The sequence below is a fragment of the Xanthomonas sp. F4 genome (assembly GCF_011761895.1).
Genome location: NZ_JAASQX010000010.1, coordinates 22047 through 43656 on the forward strand (window position 1 = coordinate 22047; position 21610 = coordinate 43656).

The window sequence follows — 21610 nt, forward strand, 5'->3', positions numbered from 1 at the left end:
CCGTTTCCACAAGCCACGCCGGAAAGCCCCGTTGACCGCCGACACCCCCCTGCGCGCCGATGCCCAGCGAAACCGCGAACGCCTGCTCGCGGCGGCGGAGGAAGTGTTCCTGGAGCGCGGCGCCGAGGCGTCGATGGAGGACGTCGCCAAGCGCGCCGGCGTGGGCATCGGCACGCTCTATCGGCGCTTCCCCACGCGCGAGTCCTTGTTCGCCGCGGCCTACAGCGGACGCTTCCTGTCGCTCGCCGCGGCCAGCCACGCGCGCGCTGGCACGCTCGATGCGCTGGCCGCGCTGCGCGCGTATCTCGAGGAGTTGGCGCTGCATACCGGCGTCTACCGCGGGCTTGCCGCCTCGCTCGGCGCGGTACTGCAGAGCGGCACGCCGGGCTGCGAGGCTGTCAGCAAGGAAGGGCATCAGCTATTGCGGCGCGCGCAGAAGACCGGCGTCGTCCGGCGCGACGTTTCCTTCGACGATCTCGTGGTCGTTGCCACCGCGACCTCGCTGGCCACCGAGCAGCTCGGCTCGCCGAAGACGCGCATCGCGCACCTGATCGGGCTGTTCGTCGACGGCATCGCCGCGCCCGCGCCGCGCGCCTAGCCGGTTGTGACGCCGCGGCGTGTAGGCAGGGCCCCAGCGGTGCCACCGGTGTGATGCGTGAGGTCCATCCGCAAGCGGCAAGAACCTCAGAGATCCGCGCTCGTGCGCGTCAGACGCTGCCCCGAGTGGCAAGCAAGACGACGCTGCGCGCCGCGCTGGCGCAGCACGCAGTGCGGATCTCACGGTGGGCGTAGCGTCATCCGGGACGACGCACGCCGGTGACGCGTTTACTTGGCCGGCACCCGCTGGTACTCGTCGCTGCCGGTGTTGAGGTGCCCATCGGCCTCGTCGATGGCGAAGTTCACCGTCTCGCCGTCGTTGGTCACCTGCAGCACGCCGTCCTTGTAGATGGCCGGGTAGCTCTCGGTCTTGGGCTTGCGGCTGAAGAAGCGCGGCGTGGTGTTGCGCACCATGAACGACTCCCCGTTGCGTTCGATGTCCATCGTGTCGTCCTTCGACTCCACGTTGACCCAGTGGCCGACGAACTTCTCGCCCTCCACCCTGGCGCAGCCGCTCACCAGCATCGCCGCGGCCAGTGCCACCCCCATCCACTTCGTCATGTCCCCGCCTCCGGTGTTGGAATCGGGGCGAGGATGCGGCGGGCTTGATGTATGGGAGGTCAAGATTCCGGGAAAGGATGGAGCCGCAGAAATCCGGTCGGCGGGCTGGAGCGCCCGAAGCGCTCAGGAGGGGCGCGCGACCCGCGTTGGTGCGGCCATGTCCATCGCCATGCCAAACATTGGGCCTCGCCCGGATGCGCTTCCGTGTGCGCTGGCAGCAACACCATGCAGGCGATAGCCTGTACAGAATGCTGTAATCAATAGTGAAAGGAGCCGACCATGGGCTTTTCCGTCAACGACGTGGTGCCTTTCACTCTGGCGCGGGCCAATCTCTCCGAACTGGCCGACCAGGCGAAGGCCGGCGCCGAGAAGATCATCACCAAGAACGGCAAGAGCTACGTCGCGCTGATCGACGCCGACCGGCTGGACTACTATCACCGGCTCGAGCGCGAGCGCATCCACCTGCTGTTGCTCGACGATGCGAAGCGCGGCTTGGCCGACATCGCCGCCGGCCGCACGGTCGACGCCGATGCCGCTATCGATCAACTGCAGCAGCGGCGCGCTGCGATCAAGACACCCGACGGGGTGAGCCCAGGCAAGCGCGCGGCCAAGAAGCGGGGTTGACCATCGCATCGCGTCGAATTGACGGAGAGCTTCCTCGCGAGCCTCGACGCGATATAAGCGCTCCTGCTGGACGCCGATGCCGCTGCGGCCTTCGGTGACCTGCTCGCCGAATTGCGGGCGACCGTGGTCCCTAACCTGCGGCGCTTCCCCCGCATCGGCCGGCCCTACCTGGACACTCCGCCGCAATCGGCCGAGGCGCTGGCGCAACTGGCCGCATTGCCGGCGGGAGCACCGGATGCGTTGCGCATCTACCTGCACGGCGACTACTTGATGCTGTACGCGGCGATAGAAGCATCCGCCATCGTGTATCTGCTCTCCATTCGCCACCATCGGCAGCTTTCGTTCGATTCCGTTGGGTTGTGGATTCGTGCATAAGGATACAAATAGCGCTCCGCCGCCTGTTTCGCTAAAATTAGCTATTAAAGCTTCTCAGGGCCATTAAAACTAAGAATATGCTCAAAAACAAATTCTCCGCTTCTACTGCGGGCATGAACTGGCCCCCTAAACTTCTTTGAAAATTCCTGCATTGTTCTTTGCATTTTTGTGTTGAATCCTGGGTGCTCTGTGCATAGAACTAGAGCGCCAACTTTACCGGAGATAAGATTATTTAGTAGTGCGAACTCAGCTGTTGCTATTATTTGTTCAATTGCTCGCGTTACATCGCAACCTTTAAGCTCCAGAAATATGTCTCCTGTTCCCGACTTGGATAGCATCCAATCCGCCGCAGTAGAGTTTTTTATATATCCGCCATCCATGCGCCTTTTTAAGTGATTTGCGCGTGTCGGATTAAGGATGATTGCCTGCCTTGAACTGCCTTTGTCAATGAGTTTTATTCTAGGGTTGCTTACTTTTTCACAGTGTTTGTCCAAGCGACTATTGCCCGCCGATGGTTTCCCTTTTCTACTCTGGCTCATTCGATTTGCTTTGGCCGGATTCTTACGTTGATTCATCGGCTGACCTCTATTCGAAGAAGCTGTGAAAACTCTTTAGCAATGTCACCAGATACATCATCCAAATAATCTGCAGCAATTAGTCCTGAGTCATCCATAATATTAACAATTATTCCATCTACAATTGCGTATGAATTGACTGATTTTGAATTAAGCCAAGATGTTGAGGGAATTATTTTTGCGACCTCAACATCAGCACCATTTTTTGAAGGGCGAGCTATATCTCCTGCTTTAATTAGATTGTTGAATTTTGCCAAGACATAAGGGCTGTGTGTTGTCAAAAGCAGATTGTTTTCTCGACGCCTAGCAACTAAGGTCGCCAGTATCTCAACTAATCTATTCTGCGCTCTTGGGAAAAGGTGAGCTTCAGGTTCTTCTATATATATTGTCCTGCGCGAAATATTTTCCGTAACCCTTGCTCTTGGTCCAGTCATTAGCATGGAGCGAATCATAACGGCAAGAGGCAGAAGTTCCTGTTGCCCTGACGATAAAGCTGAGAAAGGTATGAGGCGGCCGTCACTAGTTTCAATGTAGTCCTTTCCTGCTTCATTTTTTAATTGGCCACCGAGAATTTCTGAAAAAATAGCACTGGTCAATGACCCAGCTTGATCGTTAGGAAATCTACGAAGCTGCCGCTCTCGTAGCGCAGAAAACCTGCGACCAAACTGGAGCGTAAGTGGATCTAAGATACCGCTATGTTCAAAAGCGACTAACGCCCGACCTATACTTGTAAAAAAAGATCTGCCTGCCGGGATAAACAGTTGGCTGTTTATTAAGGCCGGTCCAATCCATTTTCTTAGATTGGTTGTGGCAATGCTTTTGAGTTGCCACTGCACCTCATACTCGAACAGATCAAGTTCTTTCTGCGTCTTGGTCTCAGCTTTTTGCAATGCAGTTGCGTACTGTTCATGAGAAGCAGTATAGAAGCGTGAGAATTCATCGCAAAATATAATCCGAATTCTATCGGACTTTGCGATTCGTTTTACCTCAACTTCGAACCGCCCCAAGCTAAATTTAATGGCAAATCTTTTAGCGCCCCAGGCTGAGGGAGGAAACCACTCGTAAAAGGTATTACTTACTCTTTTTACTAAGGCATCTAGATTTAGCTTGTCTTCTATGGCCGTTTGATCATAATCAGAGATGATCGATGTAAAGAAGTAAATAAGTTTTGATATTACACTTTTGCCACTAGCCTGGGGACCTATTATCAATGTCAATGGTGCGATTTCTAAGTTTGCTGATTTTATGCATGAAAAATCTTTTACGGTTAGCCTTTGCATATGGCTTTTCCTCACGGCAGACTGAAATTAAGTTATAAATTTTGGTGTGTAAAACCCAAGTTATAAATAATTATTTATCACCAAGTTGGCTATCTAGAATCCGAAATTTAAAATTAAAACAAAAAATAGGTTATGGCGGAACGTAACAGCATAGTCCAACTTCGTGGGACGCTAATTCCTCTTTTGTTGAATTCACGCAGCAGATACGCCCGCCAAAAAGCTGGTGTCGGTATTAGCCAAGTGCAGGCGATAAGATTCTTTGAGGAACGAGGCGAGCGCTGCCGCCCAGCAAAGCAACAGAATGCACGCCAGTTGAGCGAATGCGTCTTCCGATTGCTGTGCGATGGCTTGCGACCGCACACCATCATGGCAGGAGAACCACCAGGGGATGCCGTCGCGCAAGGCGAAAAAGCCGGCGATGCCGGCCATGACTCCCACTGGTCACGCCAACGCCGCCAGCGCGTCGAATCCGGTTTTCCCCTGTCTGCGTCCCATGCGACCCCCGTCCCCTGATCGACCATAGACCTGCGCGCGGCGGATGTCTGTACTGTTAACCGTGTCGTCTACAAGGCGAGACACAATCCGCATTTAAGGCCTAGTGGTGGCGTCGCGACCGGTAGCCGGATCGCCTGCGCCGATAGGCGAAGCGCCGTGCGCCATAGCGCTGCCGGACACCCCATGTCTGCCGCCCGTCGCCGCCTTCCGTGGCGCCGAGACTTCCATGCTAGCGTCGCGCTGCCGAGAGGGTCCGGCACAGCCTGGAGCAGGGAATGAACAGCGAGCCGACGCGCCGCCACATTGCGGCACCACGCACTACGCCAATCGTGGGCTTGGCCTGGTGGCTGCTCTGGCTCGCCCTGGCCCTGTTCGCCGCGGAGTTCGTGCACTCGGTGTATCTGAAGTACGCGTCGCTGCAGTCGCCGGCCTATGCGATGTTCATGACCCGCCGCGGGTGGCTGTGGTGCCATCTGGGTGGCGGGGCGGTCGGCTTGTTGCTGGGGGCGCTGCAGTTCGCGACGCAGCGGTGGCGGCGCTGGCCGCAACTGCATCGTTGGGTGGGCCGGGTGTACTTCGCGGGGATGGTGGTGGCGATGATCGGAGTGGTGGGGCTGATCGCGACCTCGCCGGCGCCGCCTTCGATCCGGGTGGCATTCGCGGCCACGGCGCTGGCGTGGCTGGTCACCGGGTCGGTCGGGCTGGTGGCGATCTGGCGCGGGCAGGTGCTGCGGCACCAGCGCTGGATGGTGCGGGCCTATCTGGCGACGTTGGCGCCGGTGGTGTTCCGCTTGGCGTTGCCGTCGGCGATCGGCCTGGGCATGACGCCATCGCCGGGCTTGATCGCGCTGCTGCTGTGGGCCAGTTGGGTGGTGCCTTTGTCGGTGTACGGCGTGGGGCGGGTGATCGCCGATGCGCGAGGCCGACGCAAGCAGGTGTCGATCGTGCCGCGAGGAGCCGGCCTCGGCGCGGGATGACGCCCAAGTTCAGCGGATTGCATGCCAGCCTACGAATGACGCTCCCGGTATCGTCATGCCGATCTGCCGTCATCCCAATCTGAGTCAGTTGTGCCACCGCTCGCGCATGCGCTGTCGCGCAGCCACGCACAACGCGGGGTCATCATCGTTGCCAGCGCCGGCATCGTTTTGCACTCGCACCGCACAAAAAACACTGCCACGCCTGCGCCCAGGCGTGGCAGCCAGCGGGACGGACGATCGCAGGCGCCGGGGGAGGGAGTGCGCCTGCGTTGTCGTCCGCCGCGACCTCAGCGAAGCTTGTCGAACAGTTGCTGGCGCACGGCCACGGCGCAGGCGTCTTCGGTCAGCAGGTGCTCCACCGCGCTGTTGTCGCTGGGCTTGCCGTTGCCCAGGTCGAGCACGGTCGCCTGGTTGCTGCCGCGCGCCTTGAACGCGGCGATGGCGGTGGTGGCGTTCTTCAGCGGCACGGTGGCGTCGTTGTCCGAACCGCACAGCAGGGTCGGGGTGCGCGGCGCCCAGTCGAGCAGGTCGTTGCGCTCCAGGTCGCGCAGGAACGGATCGTTGGCGTTGCTGGCGAAGTCCTTGTAGAAGCCGGGCTGGAAGTACTGGCGGATCTTGTCCACGCCGGGCAGGGTGTCGCCGAGCACCAGGTCGGTCAGGCTCTGGTTGCCGGGGAACAGCTTCTCCACCTGCTTGGCCCACGGATCCTGGAACACCTGCGACGGGTCGAGGTAGAGGTTCTTGTAGGTGTGCTGCATGCCGACGATGGCGTAACTGGCCAGGACGATGCCGAAGGTGTTCTCGCCCACGGCGTTGCGGCCGCTCCAGCTGTCGCGGAAGGTCTGGCTGAGCGCATACGGGCCGGAGATCGGCGCGCTGGCGACCAGGTCGAACTCGTTGGACAGGTGCGCTTCGATCTCGCGCTGGGTGGCCATGGCGGCATGCCCGCCCTGCGAGAAGCCGGTCAGCATGACCTTGCCCGACAGCGGGGTGTTGAGCCGCTGCAGCACCTGGCGCGCGGCACGCATCGCATCGATGGTGGCACTGGCCTCGGACGCGGCGTGGAGGTAGGGGTGGAACGCATAGGTGGACTGGCCGATGCCGAGGTAGTCGCTGCTCACCACCACGTAGCCCTGGGTGGCGAGGTGGGTGACCATGGTGTCGTCGCCCTTGTCGTCGCGGATTTCCTTGGCTTGTTCGGCGCGGCGCTGCGACTCGGTGCCCTGGCTGTAGCTCACCAGCGGGAACGGACCGGGGCACTGGCTGCCGCCCGGCACCAGCAGCGCCGCCGAGGCGGTGGTGGGTTCGCCATCGACGCCGATGGTGGCGTAGGTGAACTCGGCCACGCGCACGTCGCACTTGGCCTGGTCGCTGGACTGGGCGTTGGCCAGCAGCGTGCCGATCGCCTGGCGGGTGTAGCTGGTCAGGACGTTGCTCTTGAGCACGGTGCCGCGCGCTGGCGCCGCCGATGCGGCCAGGGGGAGCAATGCGCCCGCAATGCCGATGAGGGAAAGTGCGCGCAGCGTCAGCCGATTCCGCTGTGTGGCCATGGAAACATCCTCGTGTTGAATCCCGGTCGCCCGGGGGGTGGGGGAGGTCGCAGACGCTACTATGTCGCCTGCATTATTTTCGCGACACGCGGAGATAATATTTATCTGCGGTATTGATTCGCGTCGCACGCGACGGCATTACGCGACACATCGCGCTGGAAAACCCAGCGATGCATCGATGCGGCGACGTGCGCTACGCCACAGTGGCGACGAGGAAAGGATGAAACATCCGCATGGTTTCGCAGGAATCCAGCCGAATTCGACTGTTTCGGCTGGCTGCACGCACGTTGCGATCATTTGTCTACGCTTCTGAAGCGGACTTTTCAGAAGTTAATAATCTTGATTTTAAGATAATCGGGTCGCGACACGAGATAATTGCCTGAGCTTTGTCGATCGTTGTCCGATGCTGGGGCGAAGTGGGTGGTGACAGGACAGAAGCAGGACATGGTCGATGTCCTGCACGACACAGCGGGTCTTGTTCGTTGCCATGCGGTCGCGACGAGCAACATGTGGCGTAAAAAAGCCGGCGGACCCTGCGGGGTCGCGCCGGCTACGGTCGATGTTGCTGGCCCTGCACGGCGCCAGCGGAACAGGGTCAGCGCACCTGGTACAGCACGGTGGCACCGGGCTTGGGTTCGAACGCGGGCACCGTTTGCTGCTTCAGCGGCGTACCCTTGGCGTCCCACACCAGGGTTTCGGACGGGTACTCGTCCTTGCGGGTCATCGCATCGATCTGCTTGACGATCACGCTGGAGCCGGCGGCGACCTCGGGGTTCCAGGCGAATACGCCGAGCCTGCCGTAGAACACGGCCGGCGCGGCGGCGTCCAGGCGCCGGTCGGGGCACATCACCAGGCCGCGGTCGAGCATCACCCGCAGTGCGCCCACCGGCACGGCCTTCACCGTCGGTGAGGTGCGGTCGGTGCTGTGGCCGGGGCAGACGTTGGCCGAGCGGGTCAGCATGTCCTCGGCCACCTGTCGGTCGGACTGGGCCAGCGCGGGCAGGGCGACGGCGGCGAGGGCGAGCGTTGCGAGAGGGAATTTCCAGGGCATGTCGAGACTCCTTCAATGGAGGAAAGACGCCGGGCCGGCCGGTCCCTGCAAAGCGGGGGACAGGCGGCCACGGCGGCGCGGGCCGACTCTAGCAACGGTGCCGGCGGCGAATGCAAAGCGGGCGTGAGGGTGTGAGCGGTGACTGTTACGGATGCGGATGCGGACCCCCGCCCCGCCTTCGTCTCGCATCGCCTAAGTCGCGATTAACCCCATTCCTATAGTCGCCGCATCGCCTGATGTCTTGCGCAAGCGCTGGCGGCCTCGCCGAAGGCCGGCAATCCGTTGTAGGGGGGACTTCAGTCCCGACTGCAGTGGGATCGGATGGCCCACTGGCTTCGCTCGTCGCGGCTGAAGCCGCTCCTACAGGGGCAACGCCTGTGTCTCCGGCGAATGCTGACGGCCGCGCTGAAGGCCGGCAATCCCTTGTGGTAGGGACTTCAGTCCCGACTGCAGTGAGTTTGGATCGACCGATGGCTTCGCCCGTCGCGGCTGAAGCCGCTCCTACAGGGACAACGCCTGTGTCTCCGGCAAATGCTGACGGCCGCGCTGAAGGCTGGCCACCCTTGTGGGAGGGACTTCAGTCCCGACTGCAGTCAGGTGGACGCACCGATCGCCCGCGCACACCAGCTCAGCGATACGGCCCCGGCCCACGCCAGACCAGTTCGCCCTGGTGGTAGACCTGCAGCATGGTGATGACCTGGCGGGCGTCGCCGATGCCCTTGAGTTCCGGCGAGTCCGGCGGCAGTGCGCGGCACTTGCCGGAGCCACGGGTCAGGGCGATCTCCAGCGGGCAGACCATGCGGTACTCGGTGCCCGGCAGCAGGATGAAAAGCTCCTTCATGCCCTGTTGCTGCCAGGCGCGCAGTTGGCTCTCGCTGCCCAGGTCGTAATAGACCAGGTAGCCGCCGACCTCCAGGCTGGGCTGGGCCGCGTCCATATCATGGCGATTGCCGCGGCTGCCGGGGCCGGCGGCCAGGCCGCTGTTGTCCGGCGCGGTGTCGGTGTCGAGCGCGCCGGGCGGGCGCCCGGTCCAGGTCTGCGGGCGGCGCTCGGTCGGCGGCGGCGGATTGCTGTCGGCGGTCTGCGCCGGACTCGGCGCCGGGGCGTCCGCGGGCGGGGTGGGTGCCGGGGGTGCCGGGCGCGGCTGCGGCGCCGGGGCGGTCCGCGGGGTGTCGGCCGCTTTCGGCGTGTCGGCGCGATCGGGCGGCGGCACCGGGTCGTCGGACTGCGCGACCAGGGTGGATTGCACGGTGGTGGTGGCGTGGCGACGCTTGGGCGTGGCGGAGGCCGGTGGCGGGGTCGGCTTCGGTGGCAGCGGCTTCGCCGGTTTGTCGCTTTCGCCGAGGAAGTCCACGCGGATCCGGCTGCCGCCGGCCGCGCCCTGCGGCGTGGACATGGTGGGTTTGGCCGCATATAGCAGGGCGAGCGCCATCAGCACGTGCAGCAGCGCGCTGAGCACCCAGGCGATCCAGCGCTGCCAGCGCTCGCTGCGGGTCTCGGCGGCGACGGGCGCGCGGTGCGACGCGCGGCTCATGCCGTCGCGGCGCCGTCGGGGAGGCCAGCCTTCATGCGGTTCCGGGGAGGGGGCGAACGTGGGAGACCGCCATCGTACCGCCTGCGCCGGCAACGGCCATGGCAGCCGATGCGACGGCCGGCATCGGCCGACACCTGCCGTTCACGCGCTGGGTCGCTGCCGGCCCGCGGCCGCCGCGGGTCGCCCGCGCCGTGAACCGGCGTGGGAAACGCGGCGGCGCGGCCCCCGCAGGTCAGACGTAGGCGCCGACCTTGAACACTTCCACCGCCTGGGTGAGCTGCGCCGACTGCTCTTCCAGCGAGCGCGCCGCGGTGCTGGCTTCTTCCACCAGCGCCACGTTCTGCTGGGTGGTCTCGTCCATGCGCGCGATGGTCTGGTTGACCTGCGCGATGCCGTTGGCCTGCTCGTGCGAGGCGGCGGAGATCTGCCCCATGAGGTCGGTGACGTGCTGCACGCTGGCCACCACCTGGTCCATGGTGGCACCGGCCTGGTGCACCAGCGTGGCGCCGTGGGCGACGCGTTGCACCGAGTCGTCGATCAGGGTCTTGATCTCCTTGGCGGCGCCGGCCGAACGATGCGCGAGCGTGCCGACCTCCGCGGCCACCACCGCGAAGCCCTTGCCCTGCTCGCCGGCGCGCGCGGCTTCCACTGCGGCGTTGAGGGCGAGGATGTTGGTCTGGAAGGCGATGCCGTCGATCACCGCGATGATGTCGGCGATGCGCTTGGAGGCGGCCTGGATGCCATCCATGGTCTCCACCACCTGGCCCACCACGTCGCGGCCTTCGCTGGCCACGCCGGCCGCGCCCAGTGCCAGTTGGTTGGCGCGCTGGGCGTGCTCGGCGTTCTGCTTCACGGTGGAGGTCAGCTCCTCCATCGAGGCGGCGGTCTCTTCCAGGCTGGCGGCCTGCTGTTCGCTGCGCTTGGCCAGCTCCTGGTTGCCGCTGGCGATGTCCTCGGCGGCGAAGCCGATGCTGTTGGTGGTGCGCTGGATGTGCGCGACGATGTCGGTGAGGCGATGCACGGTGCTGTTGGCGTCGTCGCGCATGGCGGCGAACACGCCGTGGAAGTTGCCGCTCATGCGCACGGTGAGGTCGCCGTCGGCGATGCAGCGCAGCAGCGCGGAGAACTTGGCCAGGTTGGCGTCGGCGGTGGCCATCATGGTGTCGAGGTTCTCGACCATGGTGCGGAAGGCGTGCTCGAACTTCTCCGGCTGGCCGCGGTGGGCGAAATTGCCGGCGCAGGCGGCCTCGGCCAGGGTCTGGATCTGCACGTTGATGGCGTGCAGGTTCTGCTTGACCTGCTGCATCGCCGCGGTGATCGCGGCTTTCTCGCCGGGATAGTGGGCGATGTCCTGGCTGAGGTCGCCGATGGCGTAGCGGCCCATCACCTCGGTGATGCGCAGCTGGGTCTGCACGTGCGCATCGACCAGGGCATTGGTGTCGGCGACCATGCGCCCGTACTCGCCGGGGAAGCGCTGTGCGTCCATGCGATAGCTGATGGCGCCGGCGTCGTGGCGCGCGGCCATCTCGCGCTGCGCGGAAATCACCTCGTGCAGGCGCCGCTGCATCTGCTGCATGGCGCGCAGCAACTGCCCGGCCTCGTCGTGGGTGGTGGCGGTGTCCGGGCTGCTCAGGTCGCCGGCGCCGATGCGCTCGGCCAGGCCCAGCGCCTGCCGCAGCGGGCGCACCACGCGGCGGGTGAGCAACAGGGCGATCAGCGAGCCCAGCAGCAGCGCCAGCACGGTGCAGCCGATCATCAGCAGGGCGAAGCCGCGCGCGGTGGCCATCGCCTCCTTGGCGGCCTGGCGGTTCTTGGCTTCCTGCAGGTCGATGAAGGCGTTGATGCTGGCCAGCCAGTCGACGAAGGCCGGGCGCGCCTGCTGCAGCAGCAGCGCCTGCGCCTGCACGGTGTCGCCGGCATCGCGCAGCCGCCGGACCTGCGCGATCAGCGGCATGGTGCGCTGTTCGATGCCCTGGATGCGCTGCAGGATGGCTTTCTCCTGGGCGTCGGTGGAGGCGGCCAGAAGGGCGTCGAGCGGCTGCGCGGCACGCGCGTAGTCGCCGGCCAGCTTGTCGATGGTCTGCTCGGTCGCCTGCCGGCCGGCGGCATCGTCCAGCAGCACCACGTCGCGCAAGGCGATGGCGCGGTCGTGCACGCTGCCGCGGAAGTTGATGGCGTAGCGCTGCTTGACGCTGTTGACTTCGTTGATCGCGGTGAGCCGCCGGTCGATGCTGTGCACGCGCTGGATGCCGACCACGGTGAGCAGGACCATCAGTACGATGATCGTGAGAAAGCCGAGCGCGAGGCGCTGGCCGATGCGCAGATTCGAAAGGGCGTGCATGGGATCGGGGGAATGGGGGAAGGAAGAGGGATGACGGTAGGTGACGGCGGACGGGCAGGCAGGTTGCCTGCGCCCGCGTGACGCGCGCAGGGCGCTGGTCCCCGGGCCGGCGCATGGATAGCGGCGTTACCCGGTCGAACTGAAGGGATGTGGCCTGGGCGCCGGCGGCGCAGTGCGGGGAACGTGATGGGGTGCCTGTCTGCGTGGCGATGGCCGCCGGCCACGTCAGGCCGTGCGCGGCGCGGCGGTGACCGGCACGGCCCGGCTCGCGCCGCCTGGAACATATCGACCGCCGTGGCGCGGTGTTCTGGATCGTCGCAGCAAGCAGGCGCAGACACAGGTCAAGCGCATCTCCAGCACTTGCGACATGCTTGCCGCGGGCAAGCGCCAGGTCTGCTGCTCCGATCGCTCGGGCAGGTACGGCAAGGCATTCGCTGCGCCGCAGGCACAATGAGGCGCGCGCCTGGCACACGCGCTGCCGCGACAGGATCCTCGCACGTGTGTGCCTATACTCCGTGACGTCCATCCACGAGGCCCGCCGCATGAGTGCATCCACCTCTTCGTCCGCCGCCGCCGCACCGGGCAGCCTGCGCCGCTCGGTGTCCAACACGCTCAAGGGCTCGGCCGGCAATCTGGTGGAGTGGTACGACGTCTATGTCTATTCGGTGTTCGCCACCTACTTCGAGTCGCAGTTCTTCTCCAAGGAGGACAAGAACGCCACGTTGTACGTGTGGGCGATCTTCGCGGTGACCTTCCTGATGCGGCCGATCGGCGCCTGGTACTTCGGCCGCTTCGCCGACCGCTACGGTCGCCGCCTGGCGCTGACGGTGTCGGTGTCGGTGATGGCCGCCTGTTCGTTCCTGATCGCGGTGACGCCGACCGTGGCCAGCATCGGCAGCGGGGCGGCGGCGGTACTGCTGCTGGCGCGGCTGCTGCAGGGTTTCGCCACCGGCGGCGAATACGGCACCAGCGCCACCTACATGTCCGAGGCGGCGATTCCCGGGCGTCGCGGCTTCCTGTCCTCGTTCCACTACGTCACCCTGGTCGGTGGCCACGTGCTGGCGCAGGCGGTGCTGCTGGGAATGCTGCATTTCTTCGACAAGGGCCAGGTCTCCGAATGGGGTTGGCGCGTGGCCTTCGGCCTGGGCGGCATCGGCGCGCTGGTGGTGTTCTGGCTGCGCCGCACGATGGACGAGTCGCTGACGGCCGAGTCCATCGCCGCGGCCAAGCAGGGCAAGGACACGTCCTCCGGCTCGCTGCGCGAGCTGTTCGTGCACCAGTGGCGCCCGCTGCTGCTGTGCTTCCTGATCACCGCTGGCGGTACCGTGGCGTTCTACACCTACTCGGTGACCGGGCCGAAGATGATCCAGACCGCCTTCGCCGGCGACGACCTGATGGCCGGCACCATCATCAACCTGGTCGCGCTGATCGTGCTGATGCTGATGCAGCCGGTGGGCGGCTGGCTGTCGGACATCATCGGGCGCAAGACCCTGCTGGTGTTCTTCGGCATCGGCGGCGTGCTCTATACCTGGTTCCTGGTGCTGGAACTGCCCAAGCAGAGCGACTGGCTGAGCGCGTTCGCGATCCTCACCGCCGGCTTCGTCATCCTCACCGGCTACACCTCGATCAACGCGGTGGTGAAGGCCGAGTTGTTTCCCACCCACATCCGCGCGCTGGGTGTGGGCCTGGGCTATGCGCTGGCCAATTCGGCCTTCGGCGGCACCGCGCCGCTGCTGTACCAGGCCTCGCTGAAGACCGGCCATGTCACCACCTTCGTCTGGTACGCCACGGCGGTGATCGCGGTGTCGCTGGTGGTGTACATGTTCTTCCTGACCAACAAGGGCTCCAACTGGCTCGACCACGAGGGCGAGATGCGGACGCGTTCGCGCTGACCGGCGCCGCGTCGGCCCGGGCGGTGCGCGCGCCGCCCGGACGCTGAGCAGATGGACGCTGAACGGCGCACCCGGTCGCGGCCGGGTCGCCCCGCCACGCGGGGGCCGCCATGCGGCGGCTGCCGGGCGACTCGGGTACCATGCAGCCCCCTCACGGGCGTTCCCCCATGGCCGATTCCGACAATAGCTCCACTCCCCCGGTGACCCAGGCGCAGGCCGAAGACGCAGTGCGCACCCTGTTGCGCTGGGCCGGCGAAGACCCCACCCGCGAAGGCTTGCTGGACACCCCGCGGCGCGTGGCCGAGGCCTATGGCGACTGGTTCAGCGGCTACCGCGCCGACCCGCGCGAGTACCTGCTGCGCACCTTCGAGGAAGTGGCAGGCTACGACGAGCTGATCGTGCTGCGCGACATCGAGTACGAAAGCCACTGCGAGCACCACATGGCGCCGATCATCGGCAAGGTCCACGTCGGCTACCTGCCGCGCGGCAAGGTGGTGGGCATCAGCAAGCTGGCGCGCGTGGTCGAGGCCTATGCGCGGCGCTTCCAGGTGCAGGAGAAGATGACCGCACAGATCGCCCAGTGCATCCAGGACGTGCTGCAGCCGCTGGGCGTGGGCGTGGTGGTGGAAGGCGCGCACGAGTGCATGACCACCCGCGGCATCCACAAGCGCGGCGTCAGCATGGTCACCTCGAAGATGCTCGGCACCTTCCGCGAGGACGCGCGCACCCGCGCCGAGTTCCTGCGCTTCATCGAGCGCGTGCGCTGAGTTTGCGGATGCGGTGGCGGTCGGTTCCTGCATGAAGCCGCATGTCCGGATCGCCGGCTATCGCCAGTTGCGCGAACAGCCGTTGTGGAAGCTGCTCGCCGCCGACCATGCCCCGGAGCTGATCGGCCTGCTGCAGACCCTGCTCGGCGACGCCCAGCGGCGGCTGCCGGCCGACGTGCTGCACGAGCGCCTGCAGCGCCAGCTCGATGCGCTGAAGGACGACGAGCTGTCGCGCGAACTGCCGCGCACCGCGCAGGCCTACGTGGCGCACTGGCTGGCGCAGGGCTGGCTGGAGCGGCGCCTGCCCGAGGGCGATGCGCAGGAAGAATACGAACTGTCGCGGCAGGCGGCGCAGGCGATCCGTTTCATCGCTGGCGTGCGCGACAGCGCCAGCGTGGCCACCGAGAGCCGGTTGTCGCTGGTGATCCAGCAACTGGTGCAACTGGCCGGGCAGACCGAGACCGATCCGGACGCGCGCCTGGCCGCGCTGCGCGCCGAGCGCGAGCGCCTGGACGCGGAGATCGAGCGCGTGGCCGCCGGCAAGCTGGCCGCGCTGGACGGCAAGCGCGCGCTGGAACGCACCCGCGACATCATCCGTCTGTCCGACGACCTGACCGAGGATTTCCGCCGCGTCCGCGACGATTTCGAACGGCTCAACCGCGAGTTCCGCGAGCGCATCATCGACGACGAGGGCGCGCGCGGCGACGTGCTGGAGAAGCTGTTCGCCGGCATCGACGTGATCGGCGAGAGCGAGGCCGGGCGCAGTTTCCAGGCGTTCTGGAGCCTGCTCAACGACGCCGAGCAGAGCGTGCAACTGGACGTGGCGCTGGAGGCGCTGCTGGCGCGCGGCTTCGCCCGCCGCCTGGACCGCCACGAGCGCGCCTTCCTGCGCGGGCTCACCGGCACCCTGCTCGAACGCGGCGGCCAGGTGCACGAGGTGATGCAGCATTTCGCGCGCAGCCTGCGCGGGTTCGTACAGAGCCGCGGCTACCTCGAACAGCGCCGGCTCAACCAGTTGCTGAAGCAGGCGCAGGGCGAGGCACTGCAGTTGCGCGACCATCTGCACGCCACCGCCGCCACCGGCTACGTGCTGCCGCTGAGCAGCGCGCGACTGCGCTCGCTGTCGCAGTGGCGCCTGCACGACCCGCGCAGCCAACAGGTGGACGGGCGGGTGCAGGCGGCCGAGGCGGCGACGATCTCGCTGGACAGCGTCGGCGACCTGGTGGCGCAGTCGGAGATCGATCTGCGCGGCCTGCGCAACGACCTGCACGACCTGCTCGGCCGGCAGCCGCAGCTGAGCATCGGCGAGGCGCTGCGGCAGCGTCCGGCGGCGCAGGGCCTGGGCAGCGTGATCGGCTACCTGGCGCTGGGCACCCGTCACGGCGTGGTCGTCGATGGCGAATGGGAAGCGGTGCAATGGGAGGGCGGCGACGGCCAGGTGCGGCGCGCGCGCATCCCGCTGGTGTGGTTCACCAAGGAAAAACGCAATGAACTGGTCTGACGAATTCCACGGCCACCAGGCCGATGCCGGCGATGTCGCCACGGCCGCCGCCACCGCCGCCGAGGCCGGCACTACGCTGTTCGCCGGCGACAGCGGCAGCCTGCCGCTGGAAGCGCGCCGCGCGCTGTGCCAGTTGCTGTCCGGCCCTAGCGTCGATGCCTACCGGCACGGCCCGCTATGGCAGGCGTTGCTGCGCCATGAGGTGGCGATCCGCCGCGTGCTGAGCGAGCTGTTCCTGGAGTTGGTGCTGGACCGCGACGGCGGCGTGGCATTCGCGCGCCAGGCCGACACCGGCGAGCTGGAGACCCCGGCGCTGCTGCGCACCGCGCCGCTGACCTTCATCGAGTCGGTGCTGCTGCTGTTCCTGCGCCAGCAACTGGCCGAGGCCGACACCCGCGGCGAGCGCGCGGTGGTCGACGAGGCGCAACTGCTGGAAGTGCTGACGGTGTACGAGAAGAACGTGTCCACCGACCGCGCCGGCTTCGCCCGGCGGGTGCTGGCGGCGATCGCCAAGATGCGCGACAACCATCTGCTGTCCAAGCTGCGCGGCAGCGAGGACCGTTACGAAGTCTCGCCCGCGCTGAAGCTGCTGTTCTCGGCCGAGGACGTGCAGGCGCTGGCGGCGGCCTACCGCGGCCTGCGCGACGGCGCGGCCGAGACGGCGCCATGACCGGCCTGCGCCCGCGCGTCGCCCGCGCCTAGCGTCGCCCCGGCTCCGTGCGCTGGCCGCCATGGCGGCCGTCCCCGTTTTCCGATGAGTTCCCGATGACGTCCCTGTCCGAATCGTCCACCGTCCCCGTCGCTCCGTCCCTGTTCGCCGAGACCCTGGCCGAGCAACGCGCGCAGCAGTACCGCATGCGCCGCCTGCAGGTGCACAACTGGGGCACCTTCAACGGCCTCACCGACGTGCCGATCGCCGAGAAGGGTTTCCTGTTCGTCGGCCGCTCCGGTTCGGGCAAGTCGACCCTGCTCGATGCGATGTCGGCCCTGCTGACGCCACCGAGCATCGTCGACTTCAACGCCGCCGCGCGCGAGGCCGAACGCAGCGGCCGCGACCGCAGCCTGGTCTCCTACGTGCGCGGCGCCTGGGCCGACCAGCAGGACAGCGCCTCCGGCGAGATCGCCACCCAGTACCTGCGCAAGGGCGCGACCTGGTCGGCCTTGGCGCTGGAGTACCGCAACGCGCACGGCCAGGCGGTGAGCCTGGTGCGGCTGTTCTGGATCGCCGGCAGCGGCACCGCCGCGGCCGACGTGCGCAAGCACTACATGGTGGTGCCGCGCGGCTTCGACGTGGCCGCCGAACTGGACGGCTTCGACCTGGACCTGCGCCGACTCAAGCTGCGCCTGGGCGAGGACGTGCACCATTTCGACAGCTTCGCCGGCTACGCCGAGCGCTTCCGCCACCTGCTCGGCATCGGCAACGAGATGGCGCTGCGGTTGCTGCACAAGACCCAGTCGGCGAAGAACCTGGGCGATCTCAACGCCTTCCTGCGCAGCTTCATGCTCGACGAGCCGCGCACCTTCGAGGCGGCCGACCGCCTGGTCGAGGACTTCGCCGAACTCGACGGCGCGCATCATGCGGTGGTCACCGCGCGGCGCCAGGTGGAGACCCTGACCCCGGCGCGCGACTACCACGCCGAACTGCTGGCGCTGCGGCGCGGCGTCGGCGAGCTGCGCGAGCTGCAGCTGGGCATCGACGGCTACCGCGAGCAGCGCCGCCTGGCGCTGCTGGACGCGCGCCTGCAGGAACTGGACACCCAGGACCGCGGCCTGGCCGGCGAGGAAGGGCAGCGCCGCGAAGCACTGGACAACCACGAGCAGACCCTGGCCGAGCTGGAGACGCAGCAACGCGCGCAGGGCGGCGAGCAGGTCGAGGCGCTGGAGCGCGAGCACGGCCGCGTCGAGCGCGAGCGTGACGAGCGCATGCGCCGCCGCAGTCAGGTCGAACAGGCCTGCCGCCAGCTCGGCATGGGCCTGGCCGGCAGCGCCAGCGGCTTCGCCGAGCAGGTGGCGCAGGCCCGCGCGCTGCGCGACGGCGTCGCCGGCGAGGCCAGCAGCCTGGACGAGGCGATCGCCGAGCGCATGGCCGAGCGCCGCGAGGACGAACGCCGCTTCGCGGTCATCCGCGCCGAGATCGAGGCGCTGCTGAAGGCGCCCTCGAGCATTCCCGCGCCGATGCAGGCGCTGCGCGCGCGGCTGTGCGCCGAGACCGGCCTGTCCGAAGCGGCCCTGCCGTTCGTCGGCGAACTGGTGCAGGTGGAGGCCGACCAGGCTGCCTGGCGCGGCGCGATCGAGCGCGTGCTGCACGGCTTCGCGCAGTCGCTGCTGGTCGACGAACGCCACTACGCCAGCGTCGCCGACTGGGTCAACAAGACCCAGCTCGGCACCCGCCTGGTGTACTTCCGGGTGCGCCACAACGCGCCGCTGCAGCACCGCGAGCCCGATGCGAAGTCGCTGCTGCGCAAGCTGGAGTTGCGCGACCACGCCTACGCGCCGTGGCTGCGCCAGGAGCTGGCGCGGCGCTTCGACTACGCCTGCGTGGACACCGTGGCGCAACTGCGCGACGCCGAGCGCGCGATCACCCGCGAAGGCCAGGTCAAGCATCCGGGCGACCGCTACGAGAAGGACGACCGCCACGCCGTCGGCGACCGCAAGCGCTGGCTGCTCGGCTACGACAACCGCGACAAGCTCAAGGTCTTCGAGCGCGAGGGCCAGACCCTGGCGCAGCGCATCGCCGCCTGCGATGCCGACGTCGCCGCCCTGCGCAAGCAGCGCGAGCAGGACCAGGGACGGCAACTGGCCGCGCACACCCTGGCCGAGCGCGAGTGGGACGAAATCGACGTCGCGCCCAAGCTGCAGCGCCTGAGCGACATCGCCGCGCAACTGCTGCAGCTGCGCGAGGGCGACACCGCGCTGCGCGCGCTGGGCGAGCAGATCGCCACCGTCCGCGCGCGCCGCGACCAGGCCCGCCGCACCTACGAGGACGTGCGTCTGGAGCGCGCGCAGGTGAGCCGCGAGCGCGCGCGCCTGGAAGCGCAGCGCGAGACCTGCGCCGCGCGCGTGGCCACCGCGGTGATCGGCCCGGCGCAGGTGGCGGGGTTGGACGCACGGTTGGCGGCGCTGCCGCCGTTGAGCCTGGACAACCTGGAAGCGCATCTGCGCAGCGTCGAGCGCGGCCTCGGCGAACAGCTGGCGCAGAGCCAGGCGCAGGACGCGCGGCTGAGCCAGCAGGTGCTGGACTGCTTCCGCCGCTACTGCCAGCAGTGGCCGGAGGACAGCGGCGACTTCACCGTCAGCCTGGCCAGCGCCGACGATTTCCTGGCGCGCCTGCAGCGGCTGGAGAGCGACGGCCTGCCGCGCCACGAAGGCCGCTTCTTCGACCTGCTGCAGACCCAGAGCAAGAACAACCTGCTGGCCCTGCAGCGCTACACCGCCGAAGCGCACAAGGCGATCAAGCAGCGCATGGACGAGGTCAATGCCAGCCTGGAGCAGGTGCCGTTCAACCGCGGCACCCTGTTGACCATCGAGGTCAGCGACCGGCGCCTGCTCGAGGTGCAGGAGTTCCAGCAGCAGTTGCGCGCGGTGCTCGGCCATCAGCAGACGGAGGACCGCGCACTGGCCGAGGCGCAGTTTGCGATGTTGCGCGGGCTGGTGCAGCGGCTCGGCGCGCAGGAGCCGGAGCTGCGGCGCTGGCGCGAACAGGTGCTGGACGTGCGCCAGCACGTGGAGTTCGTCGGCGTGGAACTGGATGCCGACAGCCGCACGCAGGTGGAGATCTACCGCAGCGGCGCCGGCAAGTCCGGCGGCCAGCGCCAGAAGCTGGCCACCACCTGCCTGGCCGCGGCGCTGCGCTACCAGCTCGGCGGCGAGGACGGCGAACTGCCGCGCTACGCCGCGGTGGTGCTGGACGAGGCCTTCGACAAGGCCGACAACGAGTTCACCGCGCTGGCGATGAACATCTTCGAGAACTTCGGCTTCCAGATGGTGGTGGCCACGCCGCTGAAATCGGTGATGACGCTGGAGCCGTTCATCGGCGGCGCCTGTTTCGTCGAGATCAGCGGCCGCCACAACTCCGGCGTGCTGCTGATCGAATACGACGAGCAGGCGCACCGGTTGAAGTTGCCCGAGCGCAGCCGTAACGAGGCGACGACACCTGCGGTGGAATCGGCCGAGGTGGTGGCCCAGGCCGGCGCCGATCTGCCGCCGCCGCCGGCTGCTGCCGCAACCGTGGATCCCGTCGCAGACGCCGTCGCGCCGGCGCGCGCGTCCGGCAAGGCGCGCGCTGGCCGCGATAGCGCCGCCAAACCACCGACCACGCGCAAGACGCCGCCAGCGACGCCCGGCAAACGCGCCCGCACCGCTGCCGCGACACCTGCGGCCAAGGCCCCGAAGACATCACCTAAGGCCGCCGCGGCCGTGGCACCTGCGTCCACGGCCACCCGGCCGGCCACGCGGTCGGCGTCGGCGAAGACCGCGAAAGCCGCCGCAGGCAGCACACCTGCGAAGCCGGCCAAGGCGGCGGCGCCCAGGGTGCCCCCCGCGAGCGCCAAACGCCGCGGCGGCTGAGCGGCGCTGGCGCCGCGCGTGCCCATCGGGCACATGCGCTCGCCAGCACGGCGGCAGGGCAGGGACGCGGCGACCGTACAGCGCCGCGCGCGGCACTCAGTGCAGCAAATCCCAGCCCATCTTGCCGATCAGCACCACTACCAGCACCAGGAACAACTGCCGGATCAGCGGCGTGCCGCCGCGCAGCGCCAGCCGCGTGCCGGTCACCGCACCGGCCACGTTGGCCACGGCCATCGGCACCGCCGCGGCCAGCAGGATCTTGCCGCTGGGCACGAAGAAGCACAGCGCCGCCAGGTTGGTGGCCAGGTTGACCACCTTCGACGCGGCCGACGCGCGCAGGAAATCCAGGCCGAAGAAGCGGATGAACAGGAAGATCAGGAAGCTGCCGGTGCCCGGGCCGAAGAAGCCGTCGTAGAAGCCGATCGCCGCGCCGATCGCCAGCGCGATCGCCAGTTCGCGGCGGCCGACATGGCGCGGGCGGTGCAGCGCGCCGAAGTCCTTCTTGACCAGCGTATAGCCCAGCATCGCGATCAGCAGCACCAGGATCAGCGGCCGCACCGCCTGTTTCGGCAGCAGGCTCACCGCGGTGGCGCCGAGGAAAGCGAACACGAACGCGGCGGCGGTCGCATACAGCACCGGCCGCCACGGCAGGCGCACATGGCGCGCATAGCGCCAGGCGGAGACGCCGGTGCCGGCCATGGAACTGAACTTGTTGGTGCCCAGCACCACCGCCGGCGCCTGTTGCGGCAAGGTCGCGAACAGCCCGGGCAACTGGATCAGGCCGCCGCCGCCCACCGCCGCGTCCACCAGCCCGGCGACGAAGGCGATGCACAGCAGCCAGGGCAGTTCGGTGGGGATCGATTCGAGCACGCCGGCGCTCCGCGCAAGGGGCCGCAAGCATAGCCGCCACCGGCCGCGGCGCGT

The 21610-nt window shown here is 67.0% G+C and carries 17 protein-coding genes and 1 pseudogene; 9 read left to right on the plus strand and 9 right to left on the minus strand.

What is annotated here, in order from left to right; translation table 11 throughout:
- Positions 1-31 precede the first annotated feature (31 nt).
- Positions 32-598: a TetR/AcrR family transcriptional regulator gene (locus tag FHR66_RS20505; protein ID WP_160968529.1), complete on the plus strand. Its 567-nt coding sequence runs from the start codon at positions 32-34 to the stop codon at positions 596-598.
- A 227-nt stretch (positions 599-825) separates the two neighbouring features.
- On the opposite strand, the gene FHR66_RS20510 is transcribed toward FHR66_RS20505, so the two are convergent.
- On the minus strand, positions 826-1158 hold the full coding sequence (locus FHR66_RS20510; protein WP_160968527.1) for a hypothetical protein: 333 nt from the start codon (positions 1156-1158) through the stop codon (positions 826-828).
- Between the two features lie 279 nt (positions 1159-1437).
- Between FHR66_RS20510 and FHR66_RS20515 the strand changes: the two genes are divergently transcribed.
- Positions 1438-1782, plus strand: coding sequence for a type II toxin-antitoxin system Phd/YefM family antitoxin (locus FHR66_RS20515; protein ID WP_160968525.1), 345 nt, complete (start codon positions 1438-1440; stop codon positions 1780-1782).
- 111 nt (positions 1783-1893) lie between these two features.
- A complete protein-coding gene (locus FHR66_RS20520) occupies positions 1894-2157 on the plus strand; it encodes a type II toxin-antitoxin system RelE/ParE family toxin (protein WP_202394863.1) in 264 nt (87 codons plus the stop codon).
- A gap of 44 nt (positions 2158-2201) precedes the next feature.
- On the opposite strand, the gene FHR66_RS20525 is transcribed toward FHR66_RS20520, so the two are convergent.
- From FHR66_RS20525 to FHR66_RS20535, 3 genes are all read right to left on the minus strand, one after another.
- The gene (locus tag FHR66_RS20525) at positions 2202-2732 is read right to left on the minus strand and encodes a hypothetical protein (protein WP_160968523.1); all 531 of its coding nucleotides are present in this window, start codon (positions 2730-2732) and stop codon (positions 2202-2204) included.
- The gene (locus tag FHR66_RS20530) at positions 2729-4012 is read right to left on the minus strand and encodes an AAA family ATPase (RefSeq protein ID WP_160968521.1); all 1284 of its coding nucleotides are present in this window, start codon (positions 4010-4012) and stop codon (positions 2729-2731) included. Before FHR66_RS20530 ends, FHR66_RS20525 begins: the two co-directional genes overlap by 4 nt.
- 192 nt (positions 4013-4204) lie before the next feature.
- A complete protein-coding gene (locus FHR66_RS20535) occupies positions 4205-4441 on the minus strand; it encodes a hypothetical protein (RefSeq protein WP_160968519.1) in 237 nt (78 codons plus the stop codon).
- A 341-nt stretch (positions 4442-4782) separates the two neighbouring features.
- On the opposite strand from FHR66_RS20535, the gene FHR66_RS20540 reads away from it, so the two are divergent.
- A complete protein-coding gene (locus tag FHR66_RS20540; RefSeq protein WP_160968517.1) occupies positions 4783-5484 on the plus strand; it encodes a DUF2306 domain-containing protein in 702 nt (233 codons plus the stop codon).
- A gap of 287 nt (positions 5485-5771) precedes the next feature.
- On the opposite strand, the gene FHR66_RS20545 is transcribed toward FHR66_RS20540, so the two are convergent.
- From FHR66_RS20545 to FHR66_RS20560, 4 genes are all read right to left on the minus strand, one after another.
- A complete protein-coding gene (locus FHR66_RS20545; RefSeq protein ID WP_160968515.1) occupies positions 5772-7034 on the minus strand; it encodes an alpha/beta hydrolase in 1263 nt (420 codons plus the stop codon).
- 595 nt (positions 7035-7629) lie between these two features.
- The gene (locus FHR66_RS20550; protein WP_160968513.1) at positions 7630-8085 is read right to left on the minus strand and encodes a hypothetical protein; all 456 of its coding nucleotides are present in this window, start codon (positions 8083-8085) and stop codon (positions 7630-7632) included.
- 628 nt (positions 8086-8713) lie between these two features.
- Positions 8714-9619, minus strand: coding sequence for a type II toxin-antitoxin system RelE/ParE family toxin (locus tag FHR66_RS20555; protein ID WP_167088067.1), 906 nt, complete (start codon positions 9617-9619; stop codon positions 8714-8716).
- 232 nt (positions 9620-9851) lie between these two features.
- The gene (locus tag FHR66_RS20560) at positions 9852-11960 is read right to left on the minus strand and encodes a methyl-accepting chemotaxis protein (protein ID WP_160968509.1); all 2109 of its coding nucleotides are present in this window, start codon (positions 11958-11960) and stop codon (positions 9852-9854) included.
- Positions 11961-12502: 542 nt separating this feature from the next.
- On the opposite strand from FHR66_RS20560, the gene FHR66_RS20570 reads away from it, so the two are divergent.
- From FHR66_RS20570 to FHR66_RS20590, 5 genes and pseudogenes are all read left to right on the plus strand, one after another.
- Positions 12503-13852 (plus strand): MFS transporter, encoded by a 1350-nt coding sequence (locus FHR66_RS20570; RefSeq protein ID WP_160968507.1) that lies wholly within the window; start codon positions 12503-12505, stop codon positions 13850-13852.
- A 167-nt stretch (positions 13853-14019) separates the two neighbouring features.
- Positions 14020-14619 carry a GTP cyclohydrolase I FolE gene (gene folE / locus FHR66_RS20575; RefSeq protein ID WP_017909619.1) on the plus strand — a complete coding sequence of 200 codons (600 nt, stop codon included), beginning with the start codon at positions 14020-14022 and terminating at the stop codon, positions 14617-14619.
- Between the two features lie 31 nt (positions 14620-14650).
- Complete coding sequence (locus tag FHR66_RS20580) at positions 14651-16120, plus strand: DUF3375 domain-containing protein (RefSeq protein ID WP_160968505.1); 1470 nt, start codon at positions 14651-14653, stop codon at positions 16118-16120.
- The gene (locus FHR66_RS20585) at positions 16107-16790 is read left to right on the plus strand and encodes a DUF4194 domain-containing protein (protein ID WP_160968503.1); all 684 of its coding nucleotides are present in this window, start codon (positions 16107-16109) and stop codon (positions 16788-16790) included. Before FHR66_RS20580 ends, FHR66_RS20585 begins: the two co-directional genes overlap by 14 nt.
- A 95-nt stretch (positions 16791-16885) precedes the next feature.
- Positions 16886-20859, plus strand: a pseudogene (locus tag FHR66_RS20590) (ATP-binding protein); the annotation flags it as partial.
- On the opposite strand, the gene FHR66_RS20595 reads toward FHR66_RS20590, so the two are convergent.
- Positions 20783-21556: a sulfite exporter TauE/SafE family protein gene (locus FHR66_RS20595; RefSeq protein ID WP_160968499.1), complete on the minus strand. Its 774-nt coding sequence runs from the start codon at positions 21554-21556 to the stop codon at positions 20783-20785. The pseudogene FHR66_RS20590 and the gene FHR66_RS20595 sit on opposite strands and share 77 nt — an antisense overlap.
- Positions 21557-21610 lie beyond the last annotated feature (54 nt).